This window comes from Catelliglobosispora koreensis DSM 44566, from assembly GCF_000379685.1.
Classification (GTDB): Bacteria; Actinomycetota; Actinomycetes; order Mycobacteriales; family Micromonosporaceae; genus Catelliglobosispora; species Catelliglobosispora koreensis.
In genome coordinates, this window is record NZ_KB903249.1 from 858,342 (window position 1) to 884,919 (window position 26,578).

28 protein-coding genes and 1 pseudogene are annotated in these 26,578 nt (G+C 62.1%); 15 read left to right on the plus strand and 14 right to left on the minus strand.

Annotated features, from left to right (window positions below):
• Positions 1-466: 466 nt before the first annotated feature.
• On the plus strand, positions 467-793 hold the full coding sequence (locus tag A3E1_RS0104045; protein ID WP_020519456.1) for a MerR family transcriptional regulator: 327 nt from the start codon (positions 467-469) through the stop codon (positions 791-793).
• 115 nt (positions 794-908) lie between these two features.
• On the opposite strand, the gene A3E1_RS38850 is transcribed toward A3E1_RS0104045, so the two are convergent.
• The 4 genes from A3E1_RS38850 to A3E1_RS38855 all read right to left on the minus strand — a co-directional run bounded on the left by A3E1_RS38850 (position 909) and on the right by A3E1_RS38855 (position 2,978).
• Positions 909-1,175: a nuclear transport factor 2 family protein gene (locus A3E1_RS38850; protein WP_157631303.1), complete on the minus strand. Its 267-nt coding sequence runs from the start codon at positions 1,173-1,175 to the stop codon at positions 909-911.
• A 96-nt stretch (positions 1,176-1,271) separates the two neighbouring features.
• Positions 1,272-1,745, minus strand: a complete 474-nt coding sequence (locus A3E1_RS46925) for a DUF3226 domain-containing protein (RefSeq protein WP_020519458.1) — start codon at positions 1,743-1,745, stop codon at positions 1,272-1,274.
• 192 nt (positions 1,746-1,937) lie between these two features.
• Entirely contained in the window at positions 1,938-2,480 is a 543-nt protein-coding gene (locus A3E1_RS0104060) for a dihydrofolate reductase family protein (RefSeq protein WP_020519459.1), read from the minus strand.
• Positions 2,481-2,516: 36 nt separating this feature from the next.
• Positions 2,517-2,978, minus strand: coding sequence for a pyridoxamine 5'-phosphate oxidase family protein (locus tag A3E1_RS38855; RefSeq protein WP_020519460.1), 462 nt, complete (start codon positions 2,976-2,978; stop codon positions 2,517-2,519).
• A gap of 58 nt (positions 2,979-3,036) precedes the next feature.
• Here A3E1_RS38855 and A3E1_RS0104070 point away from each other — a divergent pair, with 58 nt between their 5' ends.
• Together A3E1_RS0104070 and A3E1_RS45915 are read left to right on the plus strand one after the other, a co-directional pair.
• Complete coding sequence (locus A3E1_RS0104070; RefSeq protein ID WP_020519461.1) at positions 3,037-4,002, plus strand: ArsR/SmtB family transcription factor; 966 nt, start codon at positions 3,037-3,039, stop codon at positions 4,000-4,002.
• 708 nt (positions 4,003-4,710) lie between these two features.
• The gene (locus tag A3E1_RS45915; protein WP_083929350.1) at positions 4,711-5,055 is read left to right on the plus strand and encodes a hypothetical protein; all 345 of its coding nucleotides are present in this window, start codon (positions 4,711-4,713) and stop codon (positions 5,053-5,055) included.
• Here A3E1_RS45915 and A3E1_RS49070 read toward each other — a convergent pair.
• The 3 genes from A3E1_RS49070 to A3E1_RS0104090 form a co-directional block, all read right to left on the minus strand.
• On the minus strand, positions 5,035-5,277 hold the full coding sequence (locus A3E1_RS49070; RefSeq protein WP_407637344.1) for a DUF5615 family PIN-like protein: 243 nt from the start codon (positions 5,275-5,277) through the stop codon (positions 5,035-5,037). The two genes, A3E1_RS45915 and A3E1_RS49070, sit on opposite strands and share 21 nt — an antisense overlap.
• A gap of 20 nt (positions 5,278-5,297) precedes the next feature.
• Positions 5,298-5,747 carry a hypothetical protein gene (locus A3E1_RS0104085; RefSeq protein ID WP_020519464.1) on the minus strand — a complete coding sequence of 150 codons (450 nt, stop codon included), beginning with the start codon at positions 5,745-5,747 and terminating at the stop codon, positions 5,298-5,300.
• A 388-nt stretch (positions 5,748-6,135) separates the two neighbouring features.
• Complete coding sequence (locus tag A3E1_RS0104090; protein WP_020519465.1) at positions 6,136-6,741, minus strand: dihydrofolate reductase family protein; 606 nt, start codon at positions 6,739-6,741, stop codon at positions 6,136-6,138.
• A gap of 146 nt (positions 6,742-6,887) precedes the next feature.
• On the opposite strand from A3E1_RS0104090, the gene A3E1_RS0104095 reads away from it, so the two are divergent.
• On the plus strand, positions 6,888-7,826 hold the full coding sequence (locus tag A3E1_RS0104095; RefSeq protein ID WP_020519466.1) for a LysR family transcriptional regulator: 939 nt from the start codon (positions 6,888-6,890) through the stop codon (positions 7,824-7,826).
• Between the two features lie 415 nt (positions 7,827-8,241).
• Here the strand turns inward: A3E1_RS0104095 and A3E1_RS46935 are convergent, their stop codons facing one another.
• On the minus strand, positions 8,242-8,685 hold the full coding sequence (locus tag A3E1_RS46935) for a hypothetical protein (RefSeq protein ID WP_157631305.1): 444 nt from the start codon (positions 8,683-8,685) through the stop codon (positions 8,242-8,244).
• Between the two features lie 138 nt (positions 8,686-8,823).
• On the opposite strand from A3E1_RS46935, the pseudogene A3E1_RS48265 reads away from it, so the two are divergent.
• Positions 8,824-9,279, plus strand: a pseudogene (locus A3E1_RS48265) (SigE family RNA polymerase sigma factor); the annotation flags it as partial.
• 1,331 nt (positions 9,280-10,610) lie between these two features.
• Here the strand turns inward: A3E1_RS48265 and A3E1_RS0104110 are convergent.
• Both A3E1_RS0104110 and A3E1_RS48785 read right to left on the minus strand, forming a co-directional pair.
• Entirely contained in the window at positions 10,611-10,889 is a 279-nt protein-coding gene (locus A3E1_RS0104110; RefSeq protein ID WP_020519469.1) for a hypothetical protein, read from the minus strand.
• Between the two features lie 1,042 nt (positions 10,890-11,931).
• Complete coding sequence (locus tag A3E1_RS48785) at positions 11,932-12,063, minus strand: hypothetical protein (protein WP_020519470.1); 132 nt, start codon at positions 12,061-12,063, stop codon at positions 11,932-11,934.
• Positions 12,064-12,160: 97 nt separating this feature from the next.
• Between A3E1_RS48785 and A3E1_RS0104120 the strand changes: the two genes are divergently transcribed.
• From A3E1_RS0104120 to A3E1_RS0104125, 4 genes are all read left to right on the plus strand, one after another.
• A complete protein-coding gene (locus A3E1_RS0104120) occupies positions 12,161-13,285 on the plus strand; it encodes a DUF3396 domain-containing protein (RefSeq protein WP_020519471.1) in 1,125 nt (374 codons plus the stop codon).
• A gap of 131 nt (positions 13,286-13,416) precedes the next feature.
• Positions 13,417-13,608: an NACHT N-terminal helical domain 7-containing protein gene (locus tag A3E1_RS49075; protein WP_407637342.1), complete on the plus strand. Its 192-nt coding sequence runs from the start codon at positions 13,417-13,419 to the stop codon at positions 13,606-13,608.
• Between the two features lie 63 nt (positions 13,609-13,671).
• A complete protein-coding gene (locus A3E1_RS46940) occupies positions 13,672-13,812 on the plus strand; it encodes a hypothetical protein (RefSeq protein WP_157631306.1) in 141 nt (46 codons plus the stop codon).
• Positions 13,813-13,848: 36 nt separating this feature from the next.
• Positions 13,849-14,940, plus strand: a complete 1,092-nt coding sequence (locus A3E1_RS0104125) for a hypothetical protein (protein ID WP_020519472.1) — start codon at positions 13,849-13,851, stop codon at positions 14,938-14,940.
• Positions 14,941-15,540: 600 nt separating this feature from the next.
• Here A3E1_RS0104125 and A3E1_RS44410 read toward each other — a convergent pair.
• The 4 genes from A3E1_RS44410 to A3E1_RS49080 form a co-directional block, all read right to left on the minus strand.
• Positions 15,541-16,008: a hypothetical protein gene (locus tag A3E1_RS44410; protein ID WP_020519473.1), complete on the minus strand. Its 468-nt coding sequence runs from the start codon at positions 16,006-16,008 to the stop codon at positions 15,541-15,543.
• Between the two features lie 229 nt (positions 16,009-16,237).
• Entirely contained in the window at positions 16,238-16,684 is a 447-nt protein-coding gene (locus A3E1_RS0104135; RefSeq protein WP_026208069.1) for a hypothetical protein, read from the minus strand.
• A 406-nt stretch (positions 16,685-17,090) separates the two neighbouring features.
• Positions 17,091-17,246 carry a hypothetical protein gene (locus tag A3E1_RS46945; RefSeq protein WP_157631307.1) on the minus strand — a complete coding sequence of 52 codons (156 nt, stop codon included), beginning with the start codon at positions 17,244-17,246 and terminating at the stop codon, positions 17,091-17,093.
• Positions 17,247-17,654: 408 nt separating this feature from the next.
• Entirely contained in the window at positions 17,655-17,771 is a 117-nt protein-coding gene (locus tag A3E1_RS49080) for a type II toxin-antitoxin system PemK/MazF family toxin (RefSeq protein ID WP_157631308.1), read from the minus strand.
• A gap of 387 nt (positions 17,772-18,158) precedes the next feature.
• On the opposite strand from A3E1_RS49080, the gene A3E1_RS0104150 reads away from it, so the two are divergent.
• The 6 genes from A3E1_RS0104150 (at position 18,159) to A3E1_RS0104175 (ending at position 26,578) form a co-directional block, all read left to right on the plus strand.
• The gene (locus A3E1_RS0104150; RefSeq protein WP_026208070.1) at positions 18,159-21,224 is read left to right on the plus strand and encodes an AfsR/SARP family transcriptional regulator; all 3,066 of its coding nucleotides are present in this window, start codon (positions 18,159-18,161) and stop codon (positions 21,222-21,224) included.
• 182 nt (positions 21,225-21,406) lie between these two features.
• Positions 21,407-22,045 carry a hypothetical protein gene (locus A3E1_RS0104155; protein WP_020519479.1) on the plus strand — a complete coding sequence of 213 codons (639 nt, stop codon included), beginning with the start codon at positions 21,407-21,409 and terminating at the stop codon, positions 22,043-22,045.
• Positions 22,042-23,178, plus strand: coding sequence for a hypothetical protein (locus tag A3E1_RS0104160; protein ID WP_020519480.1), 1,137 nt, complete (start codon positions 22,042-22,044; stop codon positions 23,176-23,178). Before A3E1_RS0104155 ends, A3E1_RS0104160 begins: the two co-directional genes overlap by 4 nt.
• 12 nt (positions 23,179-23,190) lie before the next feature.
• Positions 23,191-24,006, plus strand: coding sequence for a dimethylarginine dimethylaminohydrolase family protein (locus A3E1_RS0104165; protein WP_020519481.1), 816 nt, complete (start codon positions 23,191-23,193; stop codon positions 24,004-24,006).
• The gene (locus A3E1_RS0104170; protein WP_020519482.1) at positions 24,003-25,127 is read left to right on the plus strand and encodes a type III PLP-dependent enzyme; all 1,125 of its coding nucleotides are present in this window, start codon (positions 24,003-24,005) and stop codon (positions 25,125-25,127) included. Before A3E1_RS0104165 ends, A3E1_RS0104170 begins: the two co-directional genes overlap by 4 nt.
• Positions 25,121-26,578: a saccharopine dehydrogenase NADP-binding domain-containing protein gene (locus A3E1_RS0104175; RefSeq protein WP_020519483.1), complete on the plus strand. Its 1,458-nt coding sequence runs from the start codon at positions 25,121-25,123 to the stop codon at positions 26,576-26,578. Before A3E1_RS0104170 ends, A3E1_RS0104175 begins: the two co-directional genes overlap by 7 nt.

Below are 26,578 nucleotides of genomic sequence, written 5' to 3' on the forward strand. Positions count from 1 at the left end.
AAGCGTGTGTGTATGGTTCTCGTTGTTGAGAGATAAGAAATGGTGCGGCAGACGAACTGGCGCACAGCAAGGCAAGCCCGAAAGGTTCAAGTCACACGGCCAGGAAAGTGCAAGTGGGCTGTGCGGCGGTGCCGGGCACAGCGGTCAGACCGTTCTGGCCGCCGGTAGAAGGCAAGACCAGTAATACGAACAACAAGGTTTGAAAACAGCTGTCAGCTGAGAGGAGTAATGCCATCGGATCACCCGACGGTGTTTCAGGCCGGATGGGTGCCGTAGATCCCGGAACGACAGGGTCCGGAAAGTATCCACGCCAATGCTGGCGCGCCGCTGATCATGGTTGGAAGGCTGGCAAGGCGTTAAACCGGTGAACGTTGGCCGGTGATGGTAAGTAACTCGAACTCTCCTAAGGGTCCCGGCGCCGGCAAGTTGGTGCCGGGACCCTCAACCGTTTACAGGAAAGGCATTTATGGCCCATGCAAGGAAATCGGTAGCCGACAGATTCGATGATGAGCACTACCCGGCCTATACCGTGGGCCGTGCCGCCGAAATGATCGGCGTCTCCCCGGCGTTTCTGCGTGCCGTAGAAAACGCCCACCTGCTCGATCCGGTGCGCTCCGGAGGCGGGCACCGCCGCTACAGCCGCTACCAGCTTCGGCTGGCCGCCCGGGTCCGCGATATCGCCCGCCACGGCACGCCAGTGGAAGCCGCGTGCCGCATCGTGATCCTGGAAGACCAGCTCGCCGAAGCACGCGACCGTAACCACCACTCCGAGCGCGTCCTGCAGTCCCACTGAGCCACGGACTAGCGGCGCTGTCATCGCTAGGCTCCACACCCACATGTGGAGCCACGATCATCTCGTACACCGCGCTGTACCAGCCCACATACATCACCGGCAAAAGCGCTGAGGTCTAGATGACGAAGTCATGCAGATGTTTGGTGTCCATGTATTCGTTGGCCACCACGATCTGCCCGTCGCGCACGGTGAACAGGAAGTGGTGGTGGTTGGCGTAAGGCTTGCCGTTGAGATGAACCCCGGTGGACCCGACTTCGGCGGCTACCCGGTCCTGTTCTGCAATCAGCGCGCCGACGGTGTAGGTGAGCCCGCTGGGGAACTCGGCGCTGATGGCGGCAAGTGCGATCGATGGTGTGAATATTTGGTGTCCGAGGCCTAACACGAACCCTTCCTGCATTTTTCGGTCTGCTGAGGATCTACTGCTCGCCTGAGTCATTGGACCGGATGGCTCGCGAGGCGTGCGCCCGGCCGACTGAGATCATCGCGAAACGTTCAGCAAATGAAACAGCCGACGAAGCTCGGGCTCGCTGGCACCCAAGGCCGCAAGGTCCAGATTGCCGACCTGCTCAGTCACCTCGCGAGCGTTGGGATGACTGCGTGTTCGTTTAGGAAGGCCCAAAGCGGTCTCAAGGTCCGGGTCGATTACAACCGTTTCGATGATTGACCCAGATGGCACGGTGGCGTCGTGAAGAGATTGCCGAATTCGGTCGCGGACCATTTCAGGGCGGGTATCACCATCAGTAACTATGACAATCTTGGTAGTGTCTGGACGCATACTGAACTGAGCTAGAGCCGTAAGGGGCAGGTTGAGCTGGCCACCGGCCGGGGTTACCGAATATGCCGGGATACGTTGTCTCCCAAGCAGCGCGTTGATGATTAGCGCATCGTAGTGGCCCTCAACGATGATCGCAGTCCGCTCACCGATAGTGTGCTCACCCTTTACGCCAAGCACGTCATGTGAGTTGTATTCACTGAACTTGCGGACCTGTAGATCAGTTCCTTGTCCGGCTGTAGGTTCCGCGGGGTCGGTGTCAATTCCGCAGGTGGAGTATCAGCGCGAGATGTCTCATACCCAGACAGGGCCAGGAAAGGCCGGTCTCGTTCCACAATGGACGAGGCAATCGGCGCAGCTCCTCGACCCGGATTAGCGGACTACCCGATAGTGCATGTGTGTCTCGCTCGCGTATGCGGCCGTGTGCAGGCGCTCCAAGGTAATGCGCGTATCGAGCCCGCCAAATAGCGCAATGCCCTGGCCCAGCAGTACCGGCACGACGTGCAGGTGAATTTCGTCCACCAACCCAAGTTTCAAACACTGCCGGGAAATGCTGCCGCCAAGCAAACTCACACTCTTGTCCCCAGCGTCGGCTTTGGCCGCTTCGACCGCCGCCGCGATGTCGTCGACGACGAACGAATAGGTAACTCCGTCTTTTTCTACGGGCTCGTGGGCCTCATGGGTCATGAGATATACCGGCACCTTCAGGGAGCCGCCGTATGGCAGCTCGCCTTCCTCAATGGTGCGAGTCTCATTGGCACCGCCAACTATCGCCCCGATTTCATCGATCACTTTCTTTACGGCTTCCATGTCTTTGTCGACGATGTCGAAGCCAAACATCCAGTCCATACCGCCTTGGCTGTCTGCCATGAACCCGTCCAAAGTTACGGTGGCGTGAACGAAAACTTTACCCATAGTGATTCCTCCTCATTGGACACGGCCGCCTGGTTGTTATGCCCGGGCCAGATCGACAGGGACGCGGCTGTCGTGGGCGTCAAGGACATAAAGGGCCGTCGCGCGGGCTGAGAAGAGCCGGAAGCTGGCTGGTGCCACGACATCGGCCACCTGCCAGGGACGGCCACCGGCCGCCACCGACCTAGCGGAGTAAACCGCGATCGCCGCTTTTAACTCGGTGGCTGGGATCTCTTCGCCCACTGCCTCGGCGTACACGGCTTGGCCTTGGTTGATGGGGACGGTCGAGTCGAAGACCACGATGCCGACTTCCGCACGGCTGGCCAAGTTGACCGAGTGACGCGTTGACGTCCGCGACAGCCAGATGAACTTGGTATACCCGTCGTGCGCGAACCAAACCGGGGTGGCCCATGGCGTGCCGCTGCCGTCGCCAGTGGCGAGTGTCAGGTAGCTGTTGGCGTCGATGATCGATCGTGCGATGGCGGCGAGGTCTTCACTCATACATCGTTTCTAGATCGGCGGTGCCGCTTACCCCAAAGATTCAGCCTAGGCTGAATCCGTGATCCTTTACCGTTTCGGGCAAGACGACCTGCTGCGTACGCGGTTCGCCATCGCGCCGCTTATGGAGCTAATCGGCGCCTTCTACGTGCTGCGGCGGCCCGGCCCCTACACGGTGCACCGCCGCTGGATCGCGTGGGCGGCCCCCCGGATACAGCACCTTGACCTGTCGCTACTCGACGCCGCCACCCCGTTTGGCGGACCCTACTGGCCGGTGTTCGTCAGCCCACCTCCACGCGAGCCGCACCCGGCAATCGAGGCCGAACTGGCCCGGGTCGCGGCGACACCGCCTCAGCAGGTCGCCAGGGAGATCGCTCAGCGGTACGCCGATGACCTGCCAGCCGCCGCGCGGCCGTTCGTGGACGACCCGGCGAGGGCGCTCGCCAAGCTAGTGGAGCAAATGCGGTCGCTGTGGGAAGCCGCCCTGGCACCTCGATGGCCCACCATCTCAGCGCTTTTAGAAGCCGAACTCACCGCACGCGCCCGCAGCCTGGTGGCGGAGGGATCGCGCGCGGCGTTCGCAGGCCTGCACACAACGGTTCACTGGGACACGGACCGGCTCATCGTCCGGCCCGCGGTGAGGGCGGCTGACGTGAACCTGGGCGGAAGGGGGCTGCTCCTTATCCCGTCAGCGTTCACGTGGCCGCGTGTCTGGCCGCGGACCGATCCGCCCTGGGACCCAGCATTGGTCTACCCGCCAAGGGCCATCGGTGACCTATGGGAGCCTGCCGGGCCGCACGCCGAGGCTCTGGAATCATTAGTCGGCCGGCGGAGGGCCCGAATCCTTCAGGAGCTTGACCGTCCATCCGCGACCCAGGACCTCGCTAGCCGCATGAACGTCAGCGGCGGCGGCATCAGCGATCACCTCTCCGTGCTGCGCCGGGCCGGGCTCGTCACACGCTGGCGCGAAGGCCGCCGCGTCGTCTATGCGCGCACCCTCACCGGCGACGCCCTATGCGCCGGATAGATCAGAATGCCGTCCCCCTTGACTTGCCTGGCCCGGATTGGGCACGTAGAGCGAGGCCTCATTCGTGAGGTTGTACAAGGTCCTCATGATGAGCGTGCCCAGCTTTGTCATATCGGTCGGTGAACGGTCGGGAAACCAAGATTGATGGAGGGCCGAAGCGCTCGGTCGCTGAGCTGAGTGAACTCATGAACAAACCGCGTCCCGCGCACGTCGCCAGGAGATAGCACGTAGGTTCCGCTGATTCGATCCCGGCCGCGTTCAGCCTCGTCGACCGCGTAGCAGCCCGGCGGCAACAGCGGCGGGTTCACATGATGGTGATCGAGAAGCGTCCAATGCGGCGGCGCTGGTAAATCTACCTGCCGCAACGAAACGCTAAGGACGGCATCGCACCATGCGCACCGAAAGCGTTCCACGAGCGGCAGTATCACAGCAAAGATCCTATGACACAACAAGTTTAGTGAGGCGGACGCTCATGTCTCCCGCGCAACATCGGGCACACTCAGCCGCACCCAAGGTGTTCAAACGATCGACCTAGCTGCCGAAACCGGCAGTGGATCACCCGTCAGGCTGATGGCCCATTTCGCATTCTGGTGTGTCAGGCCCACTTGTATGCCGCACGTGCTGGCTGCCCGTGAGCTCCGCAAGAACAACTCATCCGTGTGATATCGCAGGTGCTGACCGTGTGGAGCCGGTGAGAGGATCATCGGTATGAACAGCAGGCCGTTGACGCCACGAGAACGGGCGGTACTTGAGGCACTGCTTGCCGTGGATATCCGAAATGCCGAAGTTCTTCGGCAGCAGGCGATGGAAGCCGTTGTTGTCGGCATGTGCGGCTGCGGGTGTCCTTCCATCGATTTTCAGAGCGGACGCGGCAACGGGATGGAGATAAGAGTCAATGCGGGCGTTCGAGGTTCTCACGATGGTCTCTTCCTCTACACGATTGAAGACCCTCAACAGGGCGAAGTCCTTGGTGGCATTGAGTGGGTTGGCGTTGAACTAACGGGTCCAGACGAACTTCCCGAACCAGAGTTCCTAAACGTTGAGCCCGCTTAGCTCGCCGGCGCCCGACCTCACGGCTAGCGGGAGTCGATGGCCAGTATTGGCCAACCTGGCGAAGTCGCTAACGTTTTCTGTGACCACGCATCGCCCATTTCGGGCCGCCCAGGCAAGCACATCGTCATCGGATCGGGAGGCCAGGCCGACCTCGATGTCGAGCACTGCCACTACGTCGTGGCCGTTGTCGCGCAGGTACTGAGCGAGCGTGGGCGGGTACATCTCGTCTAGCAGCACGCGGTTTAGGAGCTCTGGCGCCGTAGGAGTGTCTGCTGAGACGTCCACAAATGCTCCTCTCTCTCGGCTGCGTCTCTGTTCAGAGCTATCCGTTGGTCGATTTCCTCCGGGAACGCCGCGTAGTAGCGAATCGCGATCCCAACCTTTTGCGCGTTGAGTCCCGTCACAGCGGCCAGTTCCTCAATCAGGGAATCGCCCTCGAGGTGAGGTTCTTCGGCCCGGATCGCGTGCAGGGCGGCAACGACTTCTGAAACATCAGGGCCTCCTGATACGGCGGCGCGTCGGCCAGTTGGGCCAGGCCGGAAGTAGATGCCGGGATGCTCGTAGGCTCGCAACGACTCATCGATGAACATGTTCGCGACCGACGACGAGGAGGACCCTGGGTGCTCGCGGACGTAGCGGTCTAGTCGCGACAGCACGCTCTCGTCGAAGCGAACAGAACGCGGTGCAGTCATGACTTCAGTGTAGTCATATGTAGTTGGCTCTGTCGCGCAATCTGAAGGCTTGCGTGAGAACGCGGCCCCAGGAGGCATCCGACGCCGAACTGCCTGCTACGCATTTGGTGCTCAGCGGACAGATCTGGCCGTACCAATGGACAATGGATCACCCGCGACCGCAATGATCCGTTTCGCATTCTGGTGCGTCAGGCCCACCCGTAAATCGGATATGTCCGATTAGAGAAAGCCCAGCTCACGTCTGAGCTGGGCTTTCAGCTATCTGGGGCAGCTGGGTCATCCATCGCGGATGTGGCAGTGCGAACCAGTCACTCGGATGGCGTGCGTGTGCCGCGTGTCTGGGACATCTCATGGGTTCGCGGTTCGAGTGATGCTGGGTGCCGCTGTACTACCGGACGCATCGGTAGTACAGGTGGGTCACCCCGTCGCCGGGTGTGACCCGCACCGGAGCGAGTTCCGTCCAGCCGGTGCCGATGCCATCCCACAGCCGAACCCCGGCGCCCAGTAGCACCGGTGCCTGGTGCAGGTGCAGCTCGTCGAGCAGCTCGGCGGCGATGGCTTGCTGGACGATGCTGGCGCCACCGGACAGGAAGACATCACGGCCCTCAGCCGCCTCAGTGGCTTGCTTGACGGCGGATTCGATCCCGTCTGTCACAAACGTGAAGGTGGTGCCAGTCCGGTGCAACGGCTCACGTTCGCGGTGGGTTACCACGAACACCGGGGCGCGAAACGGCGGCTGTTCACCCCAGGGTTCTTCGCCGAAGTCGAACATGCGGCGTCCCATCACATAGGCACCAGTGTTGGCGAACTCCTCGGCGACCAGGTCCGAGGAGATCGTGTGGCGGCCGCCGCTCATACCTTGCCGTTCGCGCCAGGCGGCCAGGTCGAACACCCAGTTGTGCACCCGGTCGTGCACTGGGAACCACTGTTCGGGGTCGCTCGCGCCGACGTATCCGTCGACCGAGATGGACATTGCCGCTACGACCTTGCTCATCGGGCATCTCCGATCTGGTATGGCATCTTTTGTCTCCGTAACGTGTATGAAGGAGTGACAGCAACCACCTTCGGTGAGCGCGAGATTACGATCAAGCACGGTTCTGGCTACCGTCGTTGCGCTCGGTGCAACGGTGAGGGGTGGACATGCTGGAACGCAGCGAGGTCGAGGTGCTGCTCACCCTCGCTAAGGAGCTGCACTTCGGTCGAACAGCCGAACAGCTGCGGTTTACCACCGGTCAGGTCAGCCGGATCGTCAAGCGCCTGGAACGGCGGATCGGTGCCGACTTGTTCATCCGTACCAGTCGCGTCGTCGCCCTGACGCCGATCGGCGCGAGCCTCGTCGAGGAGCTCACCCCGCACGTGGCAGGCATCGACAAAGCGGTGCGCCGTGCCGTCGAAGCAGCTCGCGGGGTCAACGGAACACTTCGGGTAGGCTTTCTCGGCGCCGGGGCGGGCCAACTACTTCTCAAGGCGGTCGCGCGGATGGGTGCTCGGTATCCCGAATGCGGGGTGCACCTCCACGAGGCTCAAGTTCATGATGCTGTTGGGCGGGTCTTGAACGGAACCGTCGACGTCCTGATCACCGCATTGCCGGTCCGCGGCGTACGCGTGGGGCCGGTGCTTCTTTCCGAGTCGCAGCTCCTAGCCGTTCCGCTCGAGCACCCTCTGGCCGGCTGCACCGAGGTCACTCGGGAGGTTCTGGCCGACCACTCGGTCGTCCAAATGCCCGACGCCTTTCCCGAGGAGGCCCGGCAATACCGCATACCCGCCACCACGCCAAGCGGACGGCCCGTGCTCCTTGGCCCCAAAGCCGATACCTTCCCGGAGATCCTGGCTCTCGTCGCCACCGGCAAGGGCGTCTTCCCGGTCGGCGAACACGCAGCACGTTTCTACCCCCGGCCCGACATCGTGTACGTGCCGATGCCGGATGCCCCGCCGGTGCAGTGGGCGCCTATGTGGCTGCCGGCCAACGAGACGGCCTTGATTCGCGCGTTCGTCGACTGCGCCGTCGAAGCCGCGGCACCGGTACAGCCGCAACAAGAACACGGCGCCGCTCCAGGCAGCGGCCGGCCGCGAGCGTAGTTATCCACCAACCGCCTCCTGCGCCAGAAGCGATCACAGGTCAACGCACGCAGCCGCACGGGCACAATTGCAACAACCTGCCCCTGAACTACTGGGATGCGGAGCCGGAGCTGTACGCAAGCGGCGCGACCGAGATCTCGGTCGCGCCGCTTGCGTGGATGCCGGACTACGCGACACGTCGGCGGACCGCCGAAACAACCACAGCAGGCCCCTGAACAGTGTGAATGCGGTTCGGGTTGTGCCACATCGGGTCCACCGCACGTGCACGATGCACGTGCGGTGAAGCGTTAATGACGACCCGGAGCCCGCTGTGCCCATTAATCTGCTGATCTGCTGGCCCCGTTCTCGGGGCTGAAGAAGCTTTGGTGCAGTTCGCTGTCTAGGTTGTCGATGTCGGTGGATGGCTTGAATGGATCTACGGAGAGCAGCCGTAACCCAGTTCGGTGCGGGCGGCATCAATGAATGCGCGTTCGGCGAGCCATAGCTGGTTCGAGTAGCGTTCAGAAAGTACCCGATCGTAAAGCCCGCGCGCTGTAGCGACTCGAAAGGCTATCCGGTGAAGCATTCCCGCCGCGGCTACGGTCTCTTCTGCACTAGCGATCATCTGGACCTCGGTGAACGCACGGTCCATAGCCTGCCTGTGTGCTGTTGCCTCGGCATCGAGATGAGGAACAAGGCGCCGGTCGTCCGGGAAGCCGCTGACCTTGATCTCTGTATGGGCTCCGGCTAGATGGGCTCGAAAGCCGCGAACCGCCGATACGAAGTTGCTGTAACTTGCACGGCGGAGTTCGTTCCACCGGCAATGCATGTGACCTCTGGCCAGCGTGAACGGGGTTCGCTTGCCGCTACTTAAGTCCACAAAGCTCAGCCCTCAACCGGTAAGGACGGGTGGGGGCTGACTGCTCTCCCTGCTGGACAGCGGCGATCGGGTAATTGCTGGTTCAATGGCGGACTACGTCAGCGAAACCTAGGCAACGGGTGGCCCGTGTACGAGAGTGTGACCGCAACTTTTGAGACTTTCTACCGTGGGACCTCTCATCGCCTGATGCGCTTTGCTTACGGCCTAACCGGGGACATGTCCGAGGCGCAGGACCTCACGCAGGAGGCGTATGCCCGCGCGTGGCAGCGATGGAAGCGTCTGCAGAACTACGACAACCCTGAGTCTTGGCTGCGTCTAGTGGTCACCCGCATGGCCACAGACAGGTGGCGCTGGCTGGGTCTGCGCCGGAACGCGCCCGCTCCGGTCGTGGCTAACGAGCCAGGCCCAGATCCGGAACTTCTCCATCTCGTTGCCGCGCTCAAGAAGCTGCCGCTCCAACAGCGCAAGGCACTGGTCCTGCACTATTTCCTTGATCAGCCGGTGGCCGAGATCGCCGCCGAAACGGGCGTCAACGTCAATACGGTCAAGACGTGGCTTCACAGAGGACGGTCGGCGCTGTTCAAACAGCTCGCTGACACGCATTTTGACCAGCCAGACCTTTCTCTGATACGCCGCAGAGCCGGCCAAAAACGCAAACGCACGCTGACGGCCACCATCATCGCCTTCTTCGCCACAGCGACCGCTGCCGCGGCCGCCTTCCTGTTCGTGCCAAGCCCCGCCCCGCCAGCCGTCCCACCAAATCTCGTACTTCCGTACGGCGCCGACACCAAGGTCGGGTACGTGCGGGTGCATGACAACCGCGCTTTCGTGTTCTGGCAACAGGTGTCGGGCAACGTGCGCATCTCCGCGTTTGACCTGACGTCGGAAACCTTGGCCTGGAACCCGGTCGATCTCGGCACATTCGACCGTACATTCGGCCTAGTTGGGTCCGGGCCCAACGCTGTATTCGCCATAGGCGTACGCGGTGATGGCACGGTTGCAGACAGCGTTCTCCTCGCGATCGCACCGGATTCTGGGAAACTGTTGTGGCAGCTGCCTGTCAATTACACCACCAACGACAGCGACAGCATCGAATTTTTTCCGGACATCGTGGCGGTCACTGGCTTCGCCAGCGGGGTTACCGAAGGCAGGGATATCCAAACTGGACAGCCGAAGTGGACCATCGCCGGTACGGCGAAACCTTTGCTGGCCATGCCATTTGAAGGCGAGCTACTGCAGATCCTCGCCGACGGCACGCTGCGCACGGTCGACCCGGCAACAGGTGAGACGTTCGTGAGGCGAACCGGCGTACCTATCGCTAAGGATCGATCCGGGATGGTGATCGCCGATGGCTGGCTGTATTACTTGGATGCGGCCGGATTCAGGCGTATTTCCTTGTCCGGCAACGATCCTTGGCAGCCGATTGTCCTGAGCCAGCCCTTGGGATCCGCACGGACGCCGCTGCAGACCTGCGGTGAGCTTATCTGCTTGGTCTCGGACGCAAACGAGCTGATCGTGATCGACCGCAAGACCGGCAAGGAATTGTGGCGCCGCCACAGTGATATATCAGTATACGACCTAACCTCCTACAGCGCCGGGATCATCGTCGCCGGCGACGACCGGGACTCCGCAAGCTCGAAGATCTTCGACTACGCAGGAAAAGACATCACCCCCGGGAACCTGACCGGTTGGGCTACGAGGTGGATGAACGATCACACCTTGGTGTTCAGAGTCCGATCCAGCGACATTACTGGCCCGAGTGAAGATGGCCGCGTGATCGCCGAAGCGGAAATGATCATCTACGATTTGGCCACCCGTCGTGCGCGCTCGCTTGGCGTGATCGCGATCAACGGCAACTGCGATACCTCGCCAACAAAACTCATCTGCCCCACGTCGGAGGGCTTTACGGTGTACGGCAACCCACACTAGCCGATCACCCGCATCCGTCTCTTCGAGCTACAGCAAGCGTAAGTGAGGCCAGAAGTTGCCAGAAGAGCGAGGAAAGCCAAGACAGCAGCACCAATTACGTCCACATTGGCGACATTCAGAACCCCGAGCACCGCGGCGGTCACGGAGACCGCGATCGTCACGTAAAGCTCTATGCTCCGTCCGCGCCGCAGGTCGGCTGCTACTTGCCGGAAAACGCCGCGCCTGCCGGTCGATGCCGAGTGTCCCGCCGTGTCGTCATCGGACCGATATGACATGCATAGACCCTGCCATATGCGCTCCAGCTCAATCGTTCCCCCGCACGGTCACCCCCCGATCCGACGGACCGTGTGTTCAGGTGAGCAGACTGAGGCACATCGTTATCGTCACGGAAGTGGTGCATCTGTTGATCGATACTTCGGTCTGGCTTGACCTTGCCAGGCGGCGCGATGTGGCCCTCTAGCAGCACCAGCTTTATCTGTGACCCGAGCAGTTGGCAATGGCTTTCCAGAGTTCGCCTAGGATCGTAAAGCAGCCCAGAAACTCATGGGCCGCACAAACTGTGCCGCCGTACTGCTCCTAACAGACCTCGCCTCTGGGCTGAAAATGTGTGGCCGACCTGTCGTACCGCGAAACTTGCGGGTGGTCCTTAAGCTGCACAGACCGCGGCTTGTCGCCGCTGGCCGACGCAGTGATACTTAGGTTTTCCAATATAGGACGAATACGTTGGGACGCGGCCACATGGACATGAGGTTCTGTAGGGGCTGTGAATTTCCGCTGACATCGGCGGACCGCTGGAACAACCCGCTGACGGTCACAGAGGCGGCCGATATCACGTCACAGGTAAGGGAACTCAACGAGTCAGCCAGGCGGCTTGGGAGACCCGAACCGGTACCAGGCGCAAATAGCCCGCTGTTCAGTCTGGGCATGATGCTGCGGGCCTTTGAGGTATATCGATGTAATCGCTGTCAGAAACTTACCCTCTTTCTTGGTGCCTTCCGTCTGGGCTAAAACCGCACCGCCTGCGCGCAACGGCGGCCAGAACGCTGAACATGCGGAGTCCGCAAGCTAACTAAGTAGAACTCGGCGCCAACTGGAATTCATACGACCTCTGGCCAGCATGAAGAAGGTTCTTATGCCGCCACCTTAGGTCCGCACGTGCATCGTGCACGTGCATATTGAGCTGTTCTGGCGACCGCTAAGCGATTTGTCGGTGCCTGCCACAGCAAAATGGCCACCGCGAAGCGGTGCTTGAGCGCGAATTTGCAGCCGGGTTGGCCAAGGTGTTGCAGGCTAGTTGGCCAGTCAAGTCCTTTCGTCTTAAGGGTCGGGTTCCCACTCGAATTCCTCAATGGTCCACGGAAGGCCGGGATCATCGCGTCGCGCCACGTGCTCTAGCGGAAGTGCCGCAAGCTGTGCGACAGACGAGTTCTGATCGATGACGTGCACCATGCAGGCCACCACTGCGGCTCCTGGCGCGTTGGGACACGAATCGGGGACGCATGCCTATAGTTATCAGCCAGCCAGGACGCCCAGCGAAGGGACAGCAATGGACGTGAAGTCCACCGACATTGCGCTTCGCAACCCTCCGAACGCCGCGATCTACTACACCACTCCTGGCGGCGCACAAGCCGAGGCACTCCTAACCCAATGGCTCACCGAAGCTCTCGGGCTAGTGAAGCAGCTGTTCGGCACCGAGTTCCCGGGACGCTGGTACATCTCACAAACAAGCGAAGACGGCCAGCCGTGCCCGAGCATCGACAACACCGACCTGCCGAATCTGGGCGGCCTGATGCAGGGAAGATCATCCATTCTCGCCTACGCCGCCCTCGTCTTCGACCACGGAGAACACGAGACTCTCGAGTTCGTACGGCTCAAATTCGCGCGGTATGGCCAAGACCGCGGACATCTATTGCTCCACCAATCCATCGGCTTCACTACCTACGACGCCGCAACCGTCAGCAAAGCCACGGCCGCGGTCATCGGCATGCTGTCCACCATGGCCGCCACCTCAGAACCTGTCTACGGCGAAGTCTGTCCCAAGTGGACAGCACACGAACCGTCCACACGCCTCGATTTGCTGCTGCGCCGAACCGACACAGATTCCACACGACTCGCGACAAGCCTGCTGCGCGGCTACGAATGGGCCACCCTGCTCAACAGCGCGCTTGCCGAAAAGCTGGGCGGCCCAGAGGCGCTGCGCAGCAGCGGTGCCTTCGACAAAGTGATCGAAGCTGGCAACTCCCTCATCTTGCAGGCCACCAAAACCCCGCAGCGATTCGACACCGCAGCAGCGCAACTCGTCTGGAACCAGCTTCGCCCAGTACTGCCAGCCGGAATTCCTAAACCCATACCACTGATGGACTTCAACCCCTTAATCATGGCTGACGCCCAAACTGCAGAACAGATCCAACCGGAACGCCCAAACGCCAGCGCGGCCCCGCAAATTACAGACGCGCTTGCCGAAGAACTCGCTCAGTTCTCAGCTATCGCCGTGGGAAACGGCTGGATCTTCCATGCAGAATCAGGCGGCGATGTCCCTGTAGTCACGGGACGTCTGTTCCCGCAAACGGAAATCGGACTCACCAAAGAAGGCCAGCAACACCTCGACCAAATTCTTCGCAAGCACGGAATCGAACCCGAACGGCCCTTCATCAACCCATCAGAAACCTAGGCCTGCGGGAAGCATTAGGTGGGACTAGACAGGCGCTGTCGTCCGGTTGAGTGAAGAGCTACTCGGCGGACTGAGGTGCTTGCCAACGCCGCCCGTCAGAGTCATTTGCTTCCATTCCTTACTGTCGATGCATGGCAAGGCGGTCACGGTTGTCGTACGAGGGCGCGCTGTCTATCTTCGACAGTAGATCCAGAGCGTCGATCAAGGTACTTGAGAATCTTGTCAGCGGTGGCCTATCACTAGGGGCGTTAGCCTTCCCAGCCGCATTGGGATCACTCGATGCAAAGAGGGAGACCTTTCGGCTAGGTCTGCCAGCGAAGTAGGTACGTTGCCTTGAGATTCTTCGACTGGCAGGATCGGGGCGAGTACTCCAGAGGAGATCAACGTTGACTGCGCCGTTCCTGCGAGATCCAAAACAGCGAGACGACCGCCTTCAACTCATCGTGAAAATCACCGTATACGGGGGAGCGGCGATCGGCACCATCGTCTTCGGTGTAGTCGTCCTAGCGAGTCTCGTTGGCCGGTAGGGCATTCACAGGGTCTACTGGGCCGGAGGTCTGTCATTGTCAGCCGAAGCTATCAACCGCCTCCTTGCCACGATCACATCCCCACGTGACGCCATGTGGGCGCAGGTGGACTGGCAGGCTGTGCAAGAGCGCCTGGGCACTGCGCTTCCCTTTGACTTCAAGGCCTTTGTCGACCAGGCGCCGGCCGGGACCTTCAGCAACGAGCTTCTGCCCAACTACCCTGGCCTGCTCGGCTACCCGGCGAACGACTACCTGGCTCCCCACGCGCATATCCTGAATACCTTCGTGCGGTGGCGGCACAGCGGGGACGGCAATTTTCCTTTCCCCCTTTATCCGGAGCCGCAAGGTGTGCTGCTGTGGGCGAGCGGAAATAGCAGTTGCTACTGGTGGCTTACCGGGCCGAAGGACCCTAACGAGTGGAAGGTGGTCACCTGTGACCGGTCGTTCAACCATTGGCGTACGCATGAGGCGGGCATGGCCCAGTTCGTGGTAGCCGAATTGGATGCTGGCCGGCTCGCCCGGTTCAAGCCCTACCCAGCGGCAAAACCGCGACCCTTCGAGCCTGCCAAAGCAAACGAGCAAACGTTCTATGGGCTACCCCTGCCACGTGACGACAGCGAAGCCCTCATCGGTGCCATCGGTTCACCAGCGCCGGCCAGTAGGCGCATTGACTGGGCGGCGCTGGAAACACGACTAGGAACGGCGTTGCCCAGCGACTACAAAGCCTTCATGGACGGCTGTGGCACCGGCTGCGTCTGTGACATCACCATCTTGGGCCCTGATCCGTGCGAAAGCCACAACCTGGTTGCCAGCCAGGCCGGTCAAGCGGCAGCGGCCGAAAACGCTGGCCTGGCAGAGCATGTGAGCTTTCACCCCAGCAGACACGGGCTGTTGTGCTGGGGCCGCAGAGCCGACGGCACCTACCTGAGCTGGAAAACCGTCAAGAATGACCCTCAACATTGGACAGTAGTCGCGTTCCTGCCACACATGCGGTCCCAGCAGTCCTTTGACGACATGTCGTTTAGCACCTTCCTCCTGCGCTACTCAGGTGTCCTAACACCCATGGCCGTCATCATCGGTGAGCCGTGGCAGGCAGGCATCACCTTCAGCCCCCACAACTGTTCGTAGCCAACGGCTGTCCCAGTCAGCCAGGCGCGCAGCCGATCCGGGCTGCGCACCCACCAGAGCGCACAGGAACCATGCTGCTCAACCAATCTGCCGCATGCCTGCGAGGCATCAGCGGGAATACGCGAATTCACACACGACGATGACCGGCCTGCCCATCGACACCTACAGTGAAGCGACAGGCAGAAACGCAAGCGGCAACAGCCGAAAGAGCACCGACCGAAAACCTGCCTGCATAGGCCGGAACGATCAAGTGCTGACTTTTGGGCCGGCGCCTCGGCGCTCGAAGACTCCGGCCCGGCCAGCGGTGCTTTACCACCGCCGTGGTTAGCCGCATTCTGCAGCCCAGACTGGAGTGCAGCGGCATGCCAGGCGCTGAGCTGTCGAAGTTTTGATGACGCGTGCACGGACTACGCTAAGGGCTGAACGGCGAATGTCAGAAAGCCTTGCAACAGAAGGCTCCGCCGACGAGAACAGGTCGGTCATCTCTCGCCTTTAGACGAGAGACGCAGGCCCTTTGCCGCCCCGCGGTGTCTGTCACGGGCCGGTCGTTGTTGGCAAATGATTCGCGGCAGTTGGTACGTGCTGGAGCATCGAGCAGCGTTATCGTCCGATCTGATATCCCTGCTGCCGCAGGCGCCGCGCCCAGCTGTAGACCGTGTGGACGGGGACATCGAAGTGTTCCGCGAGGCCGTTGATGCTGCCCATTTGCCGGTACGCGCCCATGATGTCTGTGGCTTCGGGCATCCGCCTGTAGGTCCGGGTGCCAGGCTTGGCGGCTGCTTTACTGGCAGCTGTCTTTTGAGGGCCGCGGCGCTTCTTGACTTTTACGGATTTGGTGGCGGCGCGCCTGCTTACCTTCTTCGGCACTTCATTGGTTTGGGTGTTAAGTGAATCGGAATCCCCGGTTTCCACGAGTGGTTTATCTTCTGCGAGCGCATCGGCAAGCCAGGCTAGCGCGCGCCGCCGGCTCGCGAGCGACAGTGGTTGCAGCGCTTGATATGCCGCTTCCAGAGCAGCAAGTTCCGATAGCCTCATGAATGCCTCCCTCATGATTTCATTCACGATCATCCTAGCCAGCAACAACCGAAGTCAATCAGCGGGCATCCTGAGCTATCAAATCGACCCTCCATTCCCCGAGAGGTCCGTAGGTCCAGGACTTCGCAGGCTGTATTGGCGAAGCGCACCGCCTAGCCGATAGGAACTCAATGCCCAGAATTCCGCGCCGCAAGGCCTCACCAGCGCCCGTCTCTGGCCAAGGCCCACTGTCCGGCCATCGATGGCGCACCATCCGGTCTGCTTATAAGGAGCACCAGCAATAGAGGTGTTTGTCTTCCGCGATGGCCTTACGCGCCAACGCGGTCAGTTCTGCGAGTACGTGCGCCAAATCGGATGGATCGGCGCGGCCACCGAACTCCTCGGTGAGCGCCCACGGTGGTGCGACCCTGGCGGCATCTACCTTGGCGAGCAATTCGACTGCCAGTCTGGTGTAGACGATGACGAACGGGCCCTCGCCGTCATCATCGTCGGCTGGCCAGACCAGCTCATTTGCCATGAGGTCAACAGACCACGGGACACCTTGCGACAACGCGACGGCTTGCCCTAGGCCGACGGTGTAGTCAATGCCCTTAGCATCCACGCCTTCGCACAAGCCAGCAATGACCGGGCTTTGGCCACTGTGCTCGTCGAGCAGCTGCCTCATCTGTGCAGGCTCACCGCACAGGAAGTAGTCATAGAGCACACCCATCGGTGCATAGTGCGGCAGGCGGGCCAAGAACTCAACCTTTGGAACCGCCAGGTTGGTTTGGCGCCGCCCGCGGTCGTCAGCGGTATTGCACTCGATATCCAAACGTGGCTGAGACGATATCGGCCGCCGCTATCGAAGGAGCAGGTTTCGCCTAGCCGTTCATAGGGGATCAGTGTGGCTTCGCCTTGGATAGCCCGCGCTGTCCTGTACACGAACGTGAGCAGAACACTACCTATGACGACGTTTAACGGGATGGTGATTGCGGGGTGCAGCGTCACGAAGGTTGTAGGGCATAAACGATGCCAAGGCCGATCAAAGCGATGATCGCCAAAAGCGCACCGGCGATGACCGGCTGTGTTGGCCGTGATGCTGACGCCAAACGCCACAGCATTGCGGCTGCCGCAACTTATGCGAGTACGGTGCTGACCGTAATCCAGACTGGTACGGCAGGAAGCATCAGATTCGACAGTACCGGGATAGCGTTGAGGCCGATCAGGGCTGCAAGGATTTTGAGCTGGGTCGTTGGTGCCCAAAGGCCACGCCGCTGCGGTAGGGGTTGCATCGGTGGCACGTTAACGTGCTGCGTCCGTATCAATCCAGCTGCTGTCGCGTCCCGTTGCACCCGGCGATAACGGCACTCCGGTCCTTCATCTCCCTGCATTGGAGAGCTGGTGCGGCGTAACTGTTCGCTAGTCCAATTAGGACTGCTAGTGGATGCACCAACGGATCTGGCTATTGAGTTCGCGCTGTCCAAAGGGTTTTGGCCCGTGCGGCCACCGCTATCGGTGATCGCAGGAGCGGTTCGGCTGATGCGCACTTCCGCCACGACACACACGACCTCCGCCAGATGCGAAGCGTCTTCGAACACTTGCGTTCCAACAATCCGGCCCTTCGAACAAGCCTGGCGTGGCTTCCTGACGAAATAGGATTGGCCGGCCAGCCGGTTTGGCGGCGGTAGCTCCGTCGACCATTACCTAGCGTGCCGGTGGCTGCTGCTTAAGTTCGGGGGCTGCACTTCCACGACGATGCCGGGCCTTCGGCCAGCCTGCTCCCTTGCTACCTGCGGATCAAACTCGACCCACCACACCTGCCGCGGGGCGAGCTGGACTGCTAGGGCTCACTCGCTAACCTGCGTGTCCAGCTCCGCCCACTCGCGGGCCTCGGCTTGGTAGGCGGCAAGCTGCTCTCGATCTGCCTCTATGCAGGAGGATGCGGGTTAGCGCTAGCGGCCAGTGGCGCCTCCACCTTGGAGACGCCGAGACCAGCCGCGCGGCGGGTCTTTACCCCGAAGCGCTGGCGTTACACAAGCGCACTATCGAGCTGGCCTGCAAGCTCGGACGGCCGTACGACGAGAAGCTTGCGCAGGAGGCGTCTCAGGCACTCGCGAAGCGCTAAGTGTTCGGGTTGTATTAACTCGTCGTGACACACGCATCCGGGCATATTTTTTGGGCCGAACCTGAGCTAAATTCGCGCTGTGGAGGTGCGCATACTCGGACCCATCGATCTATTGGCTGGTGGCAACCGGGTGCACCTCGGCGGCCAGCGGCAACAGATCGTGCTTGCCATGCTGGCATTGGAGCTGGGCCGGGTCGTCCCTGTCTACAGGCTGATCGATGCGATTTGGGACGAGTCGCCACCGCAGACAGCCCGCGATCAGGTGCAGATCTGCGTTTCAGGGCTCAGGCGCAAAATGGCGGTGGATGACCCCAAGGCGATCACCACCCATGCTTCCGGGTATCAGCTGAGGCTCAAGGCAGAGGAGCTTGACCTCGGCGTATTTGATGTGCTGAGTACGGCGGCCAAAGATCAGATCGCGGAAGGTGACCTCAGTGCCGCCGCGCAGAGCCTGCGAAATGCCGAGGCGACGTGGCGTGGGTCCGCATTGGACGGACTGCCCGGCCGAGTTATGGATGCGGCCCGGGCGCAATTGCATGAGCGGCGGATGGCGGCCACGCAGGAGCGGATTCGCGTCGAACTCGCCCTGGGGCGCCATCACGAGGTCATCGCGGAACTGATGATCCTGGTAACGGAGCATCCGCTGCGGGAACAGTTTCACAGCCACCTAATGCTGGCGCTGCACCGGGCTGGCCGGTCCGCCGAGGCGCTGGAGGCGTACCGGGTGAACTGGCGAATCCGCACAACCGAACTGGGTATCGATCCGGGCGAAGAGATAAAGCGGATAGAGCAGGCCATTCTCAGCGGAAGTCCCATCCTTGACCTGCCGGCCAATGCCGTACGCGGCGAAGCTGCTCAGGCGCCAGCCGCCGGGCACAGGGTACCGCGTCTGCTGCCCCGGGACACGGCGGATTTCACCGGCAGGCAAAAGCTCGTCACCGAGATAAGAGATCTGCTCGGCCCGGCCATGCCGGATGCGCAGCCGGTTCGGGTAATCGTCATCTGCGGTCCCGGAGGCATCGGTAAGTCGACGCTGGCCATCCACATCGCACACGAACTGCGCGAGAACTATCCCGACGGCCAGTTGTTCACCGAGCTGCGTGGCAGCAGCACCGATCCGCTGTCGCCGGCTCAAGCGCTGGCCAGACTACTGCGTGCGCTCGGCGTCGCGGGACAGGCCATTCCCGATGGCGTGCCGCAACGGGCGGAAATGTTTCGGGACCGGCTAGCCGAACACAAGGTCATCATCGTGCTCGACGACGCGATGGACGCCGCACAGATTATGCCGTTGCTGCCCGGCAGCTCGAGTAGCGCTGTGCTGGTGACGACCCGGGGCTCACTAACCGGTGTGTCCGGCATGCACCAGGTCAACGTCGAAGTCTTTCAGATGGATCAGTCGCATCAGCTGCTGAGCAGAATCGCAGGCGAGGACCGCATAGCCGCCGAGCGGGAAGCGGCTACGGAGCTAGCCAAGCTGTGCGGGCACCTGCCGCTCGCCCTGCGTATCGCCGGGGCCAGGCTCGCCTCGCGTCCACATTGGACGGTGGAGCAGCTCGTGTCCAAGCTGGCGGACGAATCACGCCGGCTTGACGAACTGGTACACGGGGAGCTGCAGATCCGGTCCAGTATTGAATTGAGCTATACAACCTTGGACGAACGCGGCCGTCAGCTGCTGCGATTGCTGGCCATTATGCGGCCGGGCGATTTCGCCAGCTGGGTGGCGGCACCACTGCTGGACTGCTCGCTGGAGATCGCCGAGGAGGAGCTGGACCGCCTGGTCGACGCACGGCTGCTGGAAGCCGCGGTGCCGGTGCCGGGACAGGCGGCCCGGTACCGTTTTCACGAACTCGTCCGCGTCTTCTCGCGGGAGCGGCTCTCGGCCGACGATCCGGTGGCGGTAAAGGACGCGGCGAACCGCTGCCTGCGTACCTGGATGACTTTGGTGGAAGAAGCGCACCGCAGGGTGTACGGCGGGGATTACACCGTGCTGCATGGCAACACGCCTCGCTGGCCGTTACCGCGCAAGCTGCTGGACCGGTTGCTCGTGCGGCCGATGAGCTGGTGGGAAAGCGAACGGGAGGCCGTGGTCGCGGCGATCAGGCTGGCCGCCGCAGAAGGTCTCGATGACCTTTGCTGGGACCTGTGCATGACCACCGTGACACTCTTCGAAGCACGCGGATACTTCGATGAGTGGCGGGAGTGCGCCGAGATCGGCCTACAGGCCACCCGGCGGGCGGGTAACCACCGCGGTGAGGCGGCCATGCTGCACACACTCGGGGCGTACCAGCTCGCTCAACAGCAAACCGCCAAGGCAGAGACATATCTGCAGCAATCGCTACGGCTGTTCGAGTCGCTTTCCGACCGGCACGGTCAGGGCCTGGTCCTGCGCAATCTCGCTTATCTGGACCGGATTCGCAACGACGTGTCCTCCGCCGAAAAGCGTTACGGACTGGCGCTACGGGCTCTGCGCGAGGTGGGGGACCGGGTCGCTGAGGCCCACGTCCTCAGTAACCAGGCGCAGCTCAGACTGGCCGACGACGATCTGGAAGGAGCCCGGGCGCTGCTTGATGAATCGCTGGCGATATGCAAGGCGGTTGGCAGTCACCGGGTGGAGACCCAGGCGCGGCACCGGCTCGGTGAGTTGCTGCTGCAATGGGGAGATCTCGACGCCGCCGAGGACGCGTTTCACTGGGTTCTGCGCCGTGTACGCGATAGCGGCGACCGGGTCGGGGAGTCCTACGCGATGCTCGGCCTGGGTACCGTTCACCAGCGCCAGCAGCGCGAGGATCCGGCGGAGCTGGTGCTTTCCGAGGCGATCCGGCTGGCCCGGCAACTTGGCGAGTTCATGGTCGCGGCCAAGGCCACCTACACCCTCGGCGAGCTCGACCGAGGGCGGCAGCGATGGGAAGGGGCGGCGTCGCACTTCGCCGCTGCGGAACAGATGTTCGCCGATATTGGGGCGATCGTATGGCGGGCCCGGGCCATGGCCATGCTGTGTGAGATGCGGATGCTGCTTGGTGACAGTCAGGGGGCGGCGGAAGGCGCCGCACTGGGGCTGGCGATGCTGTCGCGAGTGGACTCGGCGGAGGCACTTCGGATTCGGCAGAGCTTGCTGCGATTGGGTCAGCAGTTGCCGGAAGGCTGAGGATCATCCCCAGTTGGTCTCGTCCATGGTCATCGGAGTTTCCTCTCGGGCTGGGATCGTCTGTCACCCTCATTTCCCGGCCCGCCGCCATTCACCAGCCATCAATTGACCATCGTCGCTGTCTAGGGCTCACGATGGTCATCTGATAGCCGCCGGTTGGGCGGTCTTCGCACGATCGGCCCATGACGATCAAAGCTGCTCAGCTCATCGATGACGAGCTGGCTGAGCAATTGTCCAGTTGCGACGTGGTGGCGCTTTCGCGTCACGCGCTGATCAGCCGGGCCAACTTCGGTCCGGGAAAGCCAGCGCCACCAAGCGATATCGAGATCTGTGCCGCGGCGATCGCGGCGGCCGGCGAGCTACTCACGCCGGCTCCCCGCGTGGTCGGCGTTCTCGGTGCGGGTATGCCCGCCCGGATTCTCGTCGCGTTGATGATTCGCTACCTGTCGAAGCTGTCGCACGTGGCGGTCTTCGATGGCGATGCCCGGCTCGCCACATCCCTGGTGGACTGTTGTGCCGCCTTGCGGCAGTCGCGAGGTGTCGTGGTCGCGGCCGCCGAAAACGCCCGCGACGCGGTGATGGGCGCCGAATTGGTGTTCTCCACTTCTTCAAAAGGCAAAGCCTTCCGGGTACCCGCGGAGTGGCTCATTTTTGGCGCGGTGCTGATCGAAATGACGGCCCCGGCCACCCCAGAAGCCGGCCCCGACGGGTTTGACCGGTCTTTCACCTGGGATCAGCTGGCGGAAATGTTCGCTGGCCAGCGCCCTGGACGGTTGCACGCCGACGAGCGCGTGCTGGTGCGATTGGACGGTGCGCGATGAGCGCGATCATGACCCAAACCATGGCTGGCAGTGTGGCCAGTCTCTCGCAACTGATCGACGAACTGCCCCAGCTTCCCGGCGACACCGACTTCGGTGCCGACATTAATGCGGCACACCAGATTCTGTTCTCCGACGCACCCGAATCCGACAAGCGCAAGGCGCTGCTCAAGTGGACCGGGCGCTGGCAGCCCTGCCTTTTCGGGAGGCTGGCCTCGCACGCGGAAAAGGGCATGGCCGCCTCCAAAGGTTTGTACGCCCACCTGTGCTGGCTCGACGAGGAAGACATCAGCCGCGGGGCCGAACACGTGAGTTCCAAGATTCAGCGCGGCCGCCGGGAGTGGAAGGATCTCGCCGAACGGGGCGAGGCAAGCGGATTCCTCATCATGTTCAACAGCCGGCGTCTCGCCTACGCGGCGCCGAGCAAAGAGCTTGTGCAGCTGTGCATCGAGCTTTCCAACCTGTACCTGATCGAGCACGTCCCGATCCAGGCTGATGTGATTTACACCGAAGCGGTACCGCTGCGTAACGCCGAAGGACAGCTACAGCTGTTCAAGGCTGGCTGCAACATCTTCTACACCGGGGCGCACCGCACCCGTAACCACGACCGGCGGCTGCCCGGCGGGCTGATGTTCTCGATGAACTCACCCGGACACTACGCCCAGTCGCTGGCGCTACGTGGAGTGTCCACCTTCGACGACGCGCTGGAATTCGTGCGCGACACCGCTTTCCGGTCTATCGGCAACGGCGGCCTGGGCGCTGCTGAGGTGGAAAGCCAGAGCTGGCATAACAAGCGCATCGACAGCGACCCGGCCGGCGTCTGCCCGGTACGCAAGCTGCCCTCGTATGTGCCGGAAAACTTCGATCCCACCAGGTATTCGGCGTTGTACCACACCGATGTGCTCGTCCCGACCGACGCCACCTACGACGGCCGCCTGGTGCAAGGGTCCTATGAGGACAATGACGAACTCGAAATCTGGTCCCACCTGATCCTGGACTACATCACCGACAAGGTCTTCCCGCCCGATCACCTCAACTACGGGCTGTTTCACGGTCAGCCGATCGACGAATGCAACAAGTACCACAACCCCTGGCCAGCCCGGAAAGCCTCCAACACGGAGCTCTTCGAGTACTGAGAGGCGCGTGCGATGACTCGTTTTCTGATGTGCCCTCCGTTTCATTACGAGGTCAGCTACTCCATCAACCCCTGGATGAACGTGACCGTTGACGTCGACCATGATCTGGCCAAAAGCCAGTGGTTCCGGCTCTTTGGCGCGATCGATGCCTGCGGCGGTTCAGTGGAGCTGATCGATCCGGTGGAAGGCCTGCCGGACATGGTGTTCGTCGCCAACGGGGGCTTGATCGACGGCGAGGTGTTCCTGCCGTCGTCGATGCGGCATCCGCAGCGGCAGGGCGAGAAAACCTACCTGTGCGACTGGTTCGCCGAGCGGGGCTGGAAGGTGCTTGAGTCACCGGTTGACTGCCAGGAGGGTGCTGGCGATGCCCTGGTATTCAACGGGAGACTGGCCGGCGGGCATGGGATGCGCTCACAACGCAGCGCATACCCCGCGATCCATGCGCAGACCGGCTGGGACATGCGGCTGCTGCGGCTCATCGATCCGCGTTTCTATCACCTCGACATCGCCTTCTGCCCCTTGAACAATGACAGCGCACTGATCGTCCCGGCCGCGTTCGACGCGGCGTCACTGACGGTCCTGCGCGAGCTGGTACCCGACCCGATTGAGCTGACCTTGCAGGAAGGCCTGGCCTTCAGCGCGAACTCGGTCGTAGTCGGCGACAGCGTCATCATGTCGGCCTGCTCCGAACGGCTGCGGCATCTGTTGCGCCAGCGTGGTTTCGACGTACTTCTGTGCGACATGAGCGAGTTCGTGAAAGCCGGCGGAGGCTGCCGCTGCCTGACTCTCGCCCTTGACACCACCATCGGAGAGGCGGCTCTGACATGACCATCGACGACCTTCGCTCAACACCGTACCTGGTGCTTGACACCGACATCGCCGCCCGGCAGTACCGGCGGCTAGCGAAAGCCTTTATGGGTACCCCGATCATGTATGCGGTGAAGGCGAATCCGGAGCCGCAACTGATCCAGCGGCTCGCCGAAATGGGCGCCTCGTTCGACGTGGCGAGCCCCGCCGAAATCGACCTGTGTGCCAAGGAAGGCGTCGAACCGGAACGGCTGTCCTACGGCAATACTGTCAAGAAGGCGGCTGACATCGCCTACGCTTACGAGCGCGGCGTGCGACTATTCGTCTTCGACAGCGAGGCCGAACTGGAGAAGCTGGCCGAACACGCCCCAGACGCCATGGTGTTCTGCCGGATTCTGGCCAGCAGCGACGGAGCGCGCTGGCCGTTGAGCCGAAAGTTCGGCTGCGCACCGGAAATGGCAGTGTCGTTATTGGAGCGAGCGGCGGCACTGGGTCTGGACCCGGTCGGCGTTTCCTTCCACGTCGGGTCACAGCAACTGGACCCGTCGCGGTGGGAACCGAGCATCGCTCAGGCCGCGCTGGTGTTCGAGTGGTTGCGCCAAAAAGGAATCCACTTGCGCCTACTCAACGTCGGTGGCGGGTTTCCGGTGACCTACCGCGAACCGGTCGCGCCCATTGAGTGTTACGCAGCGGCCATCTACGGTGCGGTACGGCGCCACTTCGGCGCGCACGTACCAGAAGTGGCCATCGAACCGGGCCGCTACATCGCGGCGGACGCCGGAGTGCTTCGGGCGCAAGTCGTTCTGGTATCCCAGAAATCCGCTGACGATGACCACCGCTGGGTATACCTCGATGTCGGCCGCTTCGGTGGGCTCGCTGAGACCGAAGGTGAAGCCATCCAGTACCGGATGGTCACCGGCTACGACGGCGAGCCTACCGGGCCTGTCATGCTGGCCGGCCCAACCTGCGACAGCGTCGACATCATGTATCAGCACGCCGGCTATCAGCTTCCCCTGTCACTGCGGCCAGGGGACTACGTGGACATCCTCGGTACGGGTGCCTACACCGTCACCTATTCCTCCATGGGCTTCAACGGCTTCTCGCCACTGCCCACGTTCTGTCTGGGAGGCAGCTCATGTTGAGTTCACTTCGGTTCAATGGCCGCGTTCTCGTCCTCGGGTGCGGATCGGTTTCCCAGTGCCTGCAACCATTGCTGCTGCGGCATCTGGACATGGACTTCACCAAACTGACAGTCATGGACATGGCCGACCTCGGCGGGTCCATCCCGGACACTCTGGCCACCGGTGCGAAATTCGTGCGCGAGCAGATCACGCCGGAGAATCTCTCCTCTGCTCTCGGCGCACACCTGGGTGCTGGCGACCTGCTGATCAACCTGAGCTGGAATATCGACACCGGTGACATCATCGAGTGGTGCCAGGACCATGGGGTGCTCTACGTGGACACGTCGGTGGAGATGTGGGATCCCTACGCCGGCCAGGCCAGTACCTCGCCACAGGACCGTACGCTTTACGCCCGGCACATGAAACTGCGCAAGCGCGCGGCCGCCTGGAAACCCGATGGACCAACCGCTGTCGTCGAACACGGGGCCAACCCAGGACTGGTCAGCCATTGGACGAAGGTGGCGCTGGAGGACATCGCGAAAGCGATCCTTAAGGAGTCTGCTGATCTCGATGCCATGCGGCGTACCCGGCTTGAGGAAGCGCTCGCTGACTTTGACTACGCTCGGCTCGCCATGGAGACCGGTACGAAAGTCATCCATATCTCCGAACGCGACACCCAAATCGCTTCGCAGCCAAAGAAGGTAGGCGAATTCGTCAACACCTGGTCGGTCGAAGGGTTCTACGAGGAAGGCATCGCCCCGGCGGAACTCGGCTGGGGCACCCACGAACCTACGCTGCCACCCGGCGCGTTCGAGCACGCCGAGGGTCCGCGAAACCAGATCTGCCTTGCCCGCACCGGCATCACGACCTTCGTGAAATCCTGGGTACCTGTCGGCGGCCCGATCATCGGCATGGTGGTGCGGCACGGCGAGGCGTTCACCATCAGTGACAACCTCACCGTATGGTCGGATGCGCGGCCGGTCTACCGGCCTACCGTTCACTATGCTTATCTGCCAACGGATGCGGCCATGGCATCGTTGCACGAGTGCCGGATGCGTGGGTACGAGTTGCAGACCGATCAGCGCATCATGAACGACGAAATCACCGAGGGGATGGACGAACTCGGCGTGCTGCTGCTCGGGCACGATCTCGGCGGCTGGTGGACTGGATCGCAGTTGGACATTCACGAGGCCCGCGACCTGGTACCACACCAGAATGCGACCACCCTGCAAGTCGCCGCCTCGGTACTTGGCGCCGTGTACTGGATCGTCGCCAATCCGCGCCGTGGCCTATGCGTCCCAGACGACCTCGACCATGAAGAGGTCCTGGCCGTCGCGGCGCCCTATCTGGGACCGTGCCCGTCCATCTCGACCGACTGGACGCCTTCCGCGCACGATCCGTTCGCCGCCTTCCAGCCGGCGAGCCCTTCTAGCGAGCCGTGGAGCTTTGTCAACTTCCTGGTAGCGCAGTGA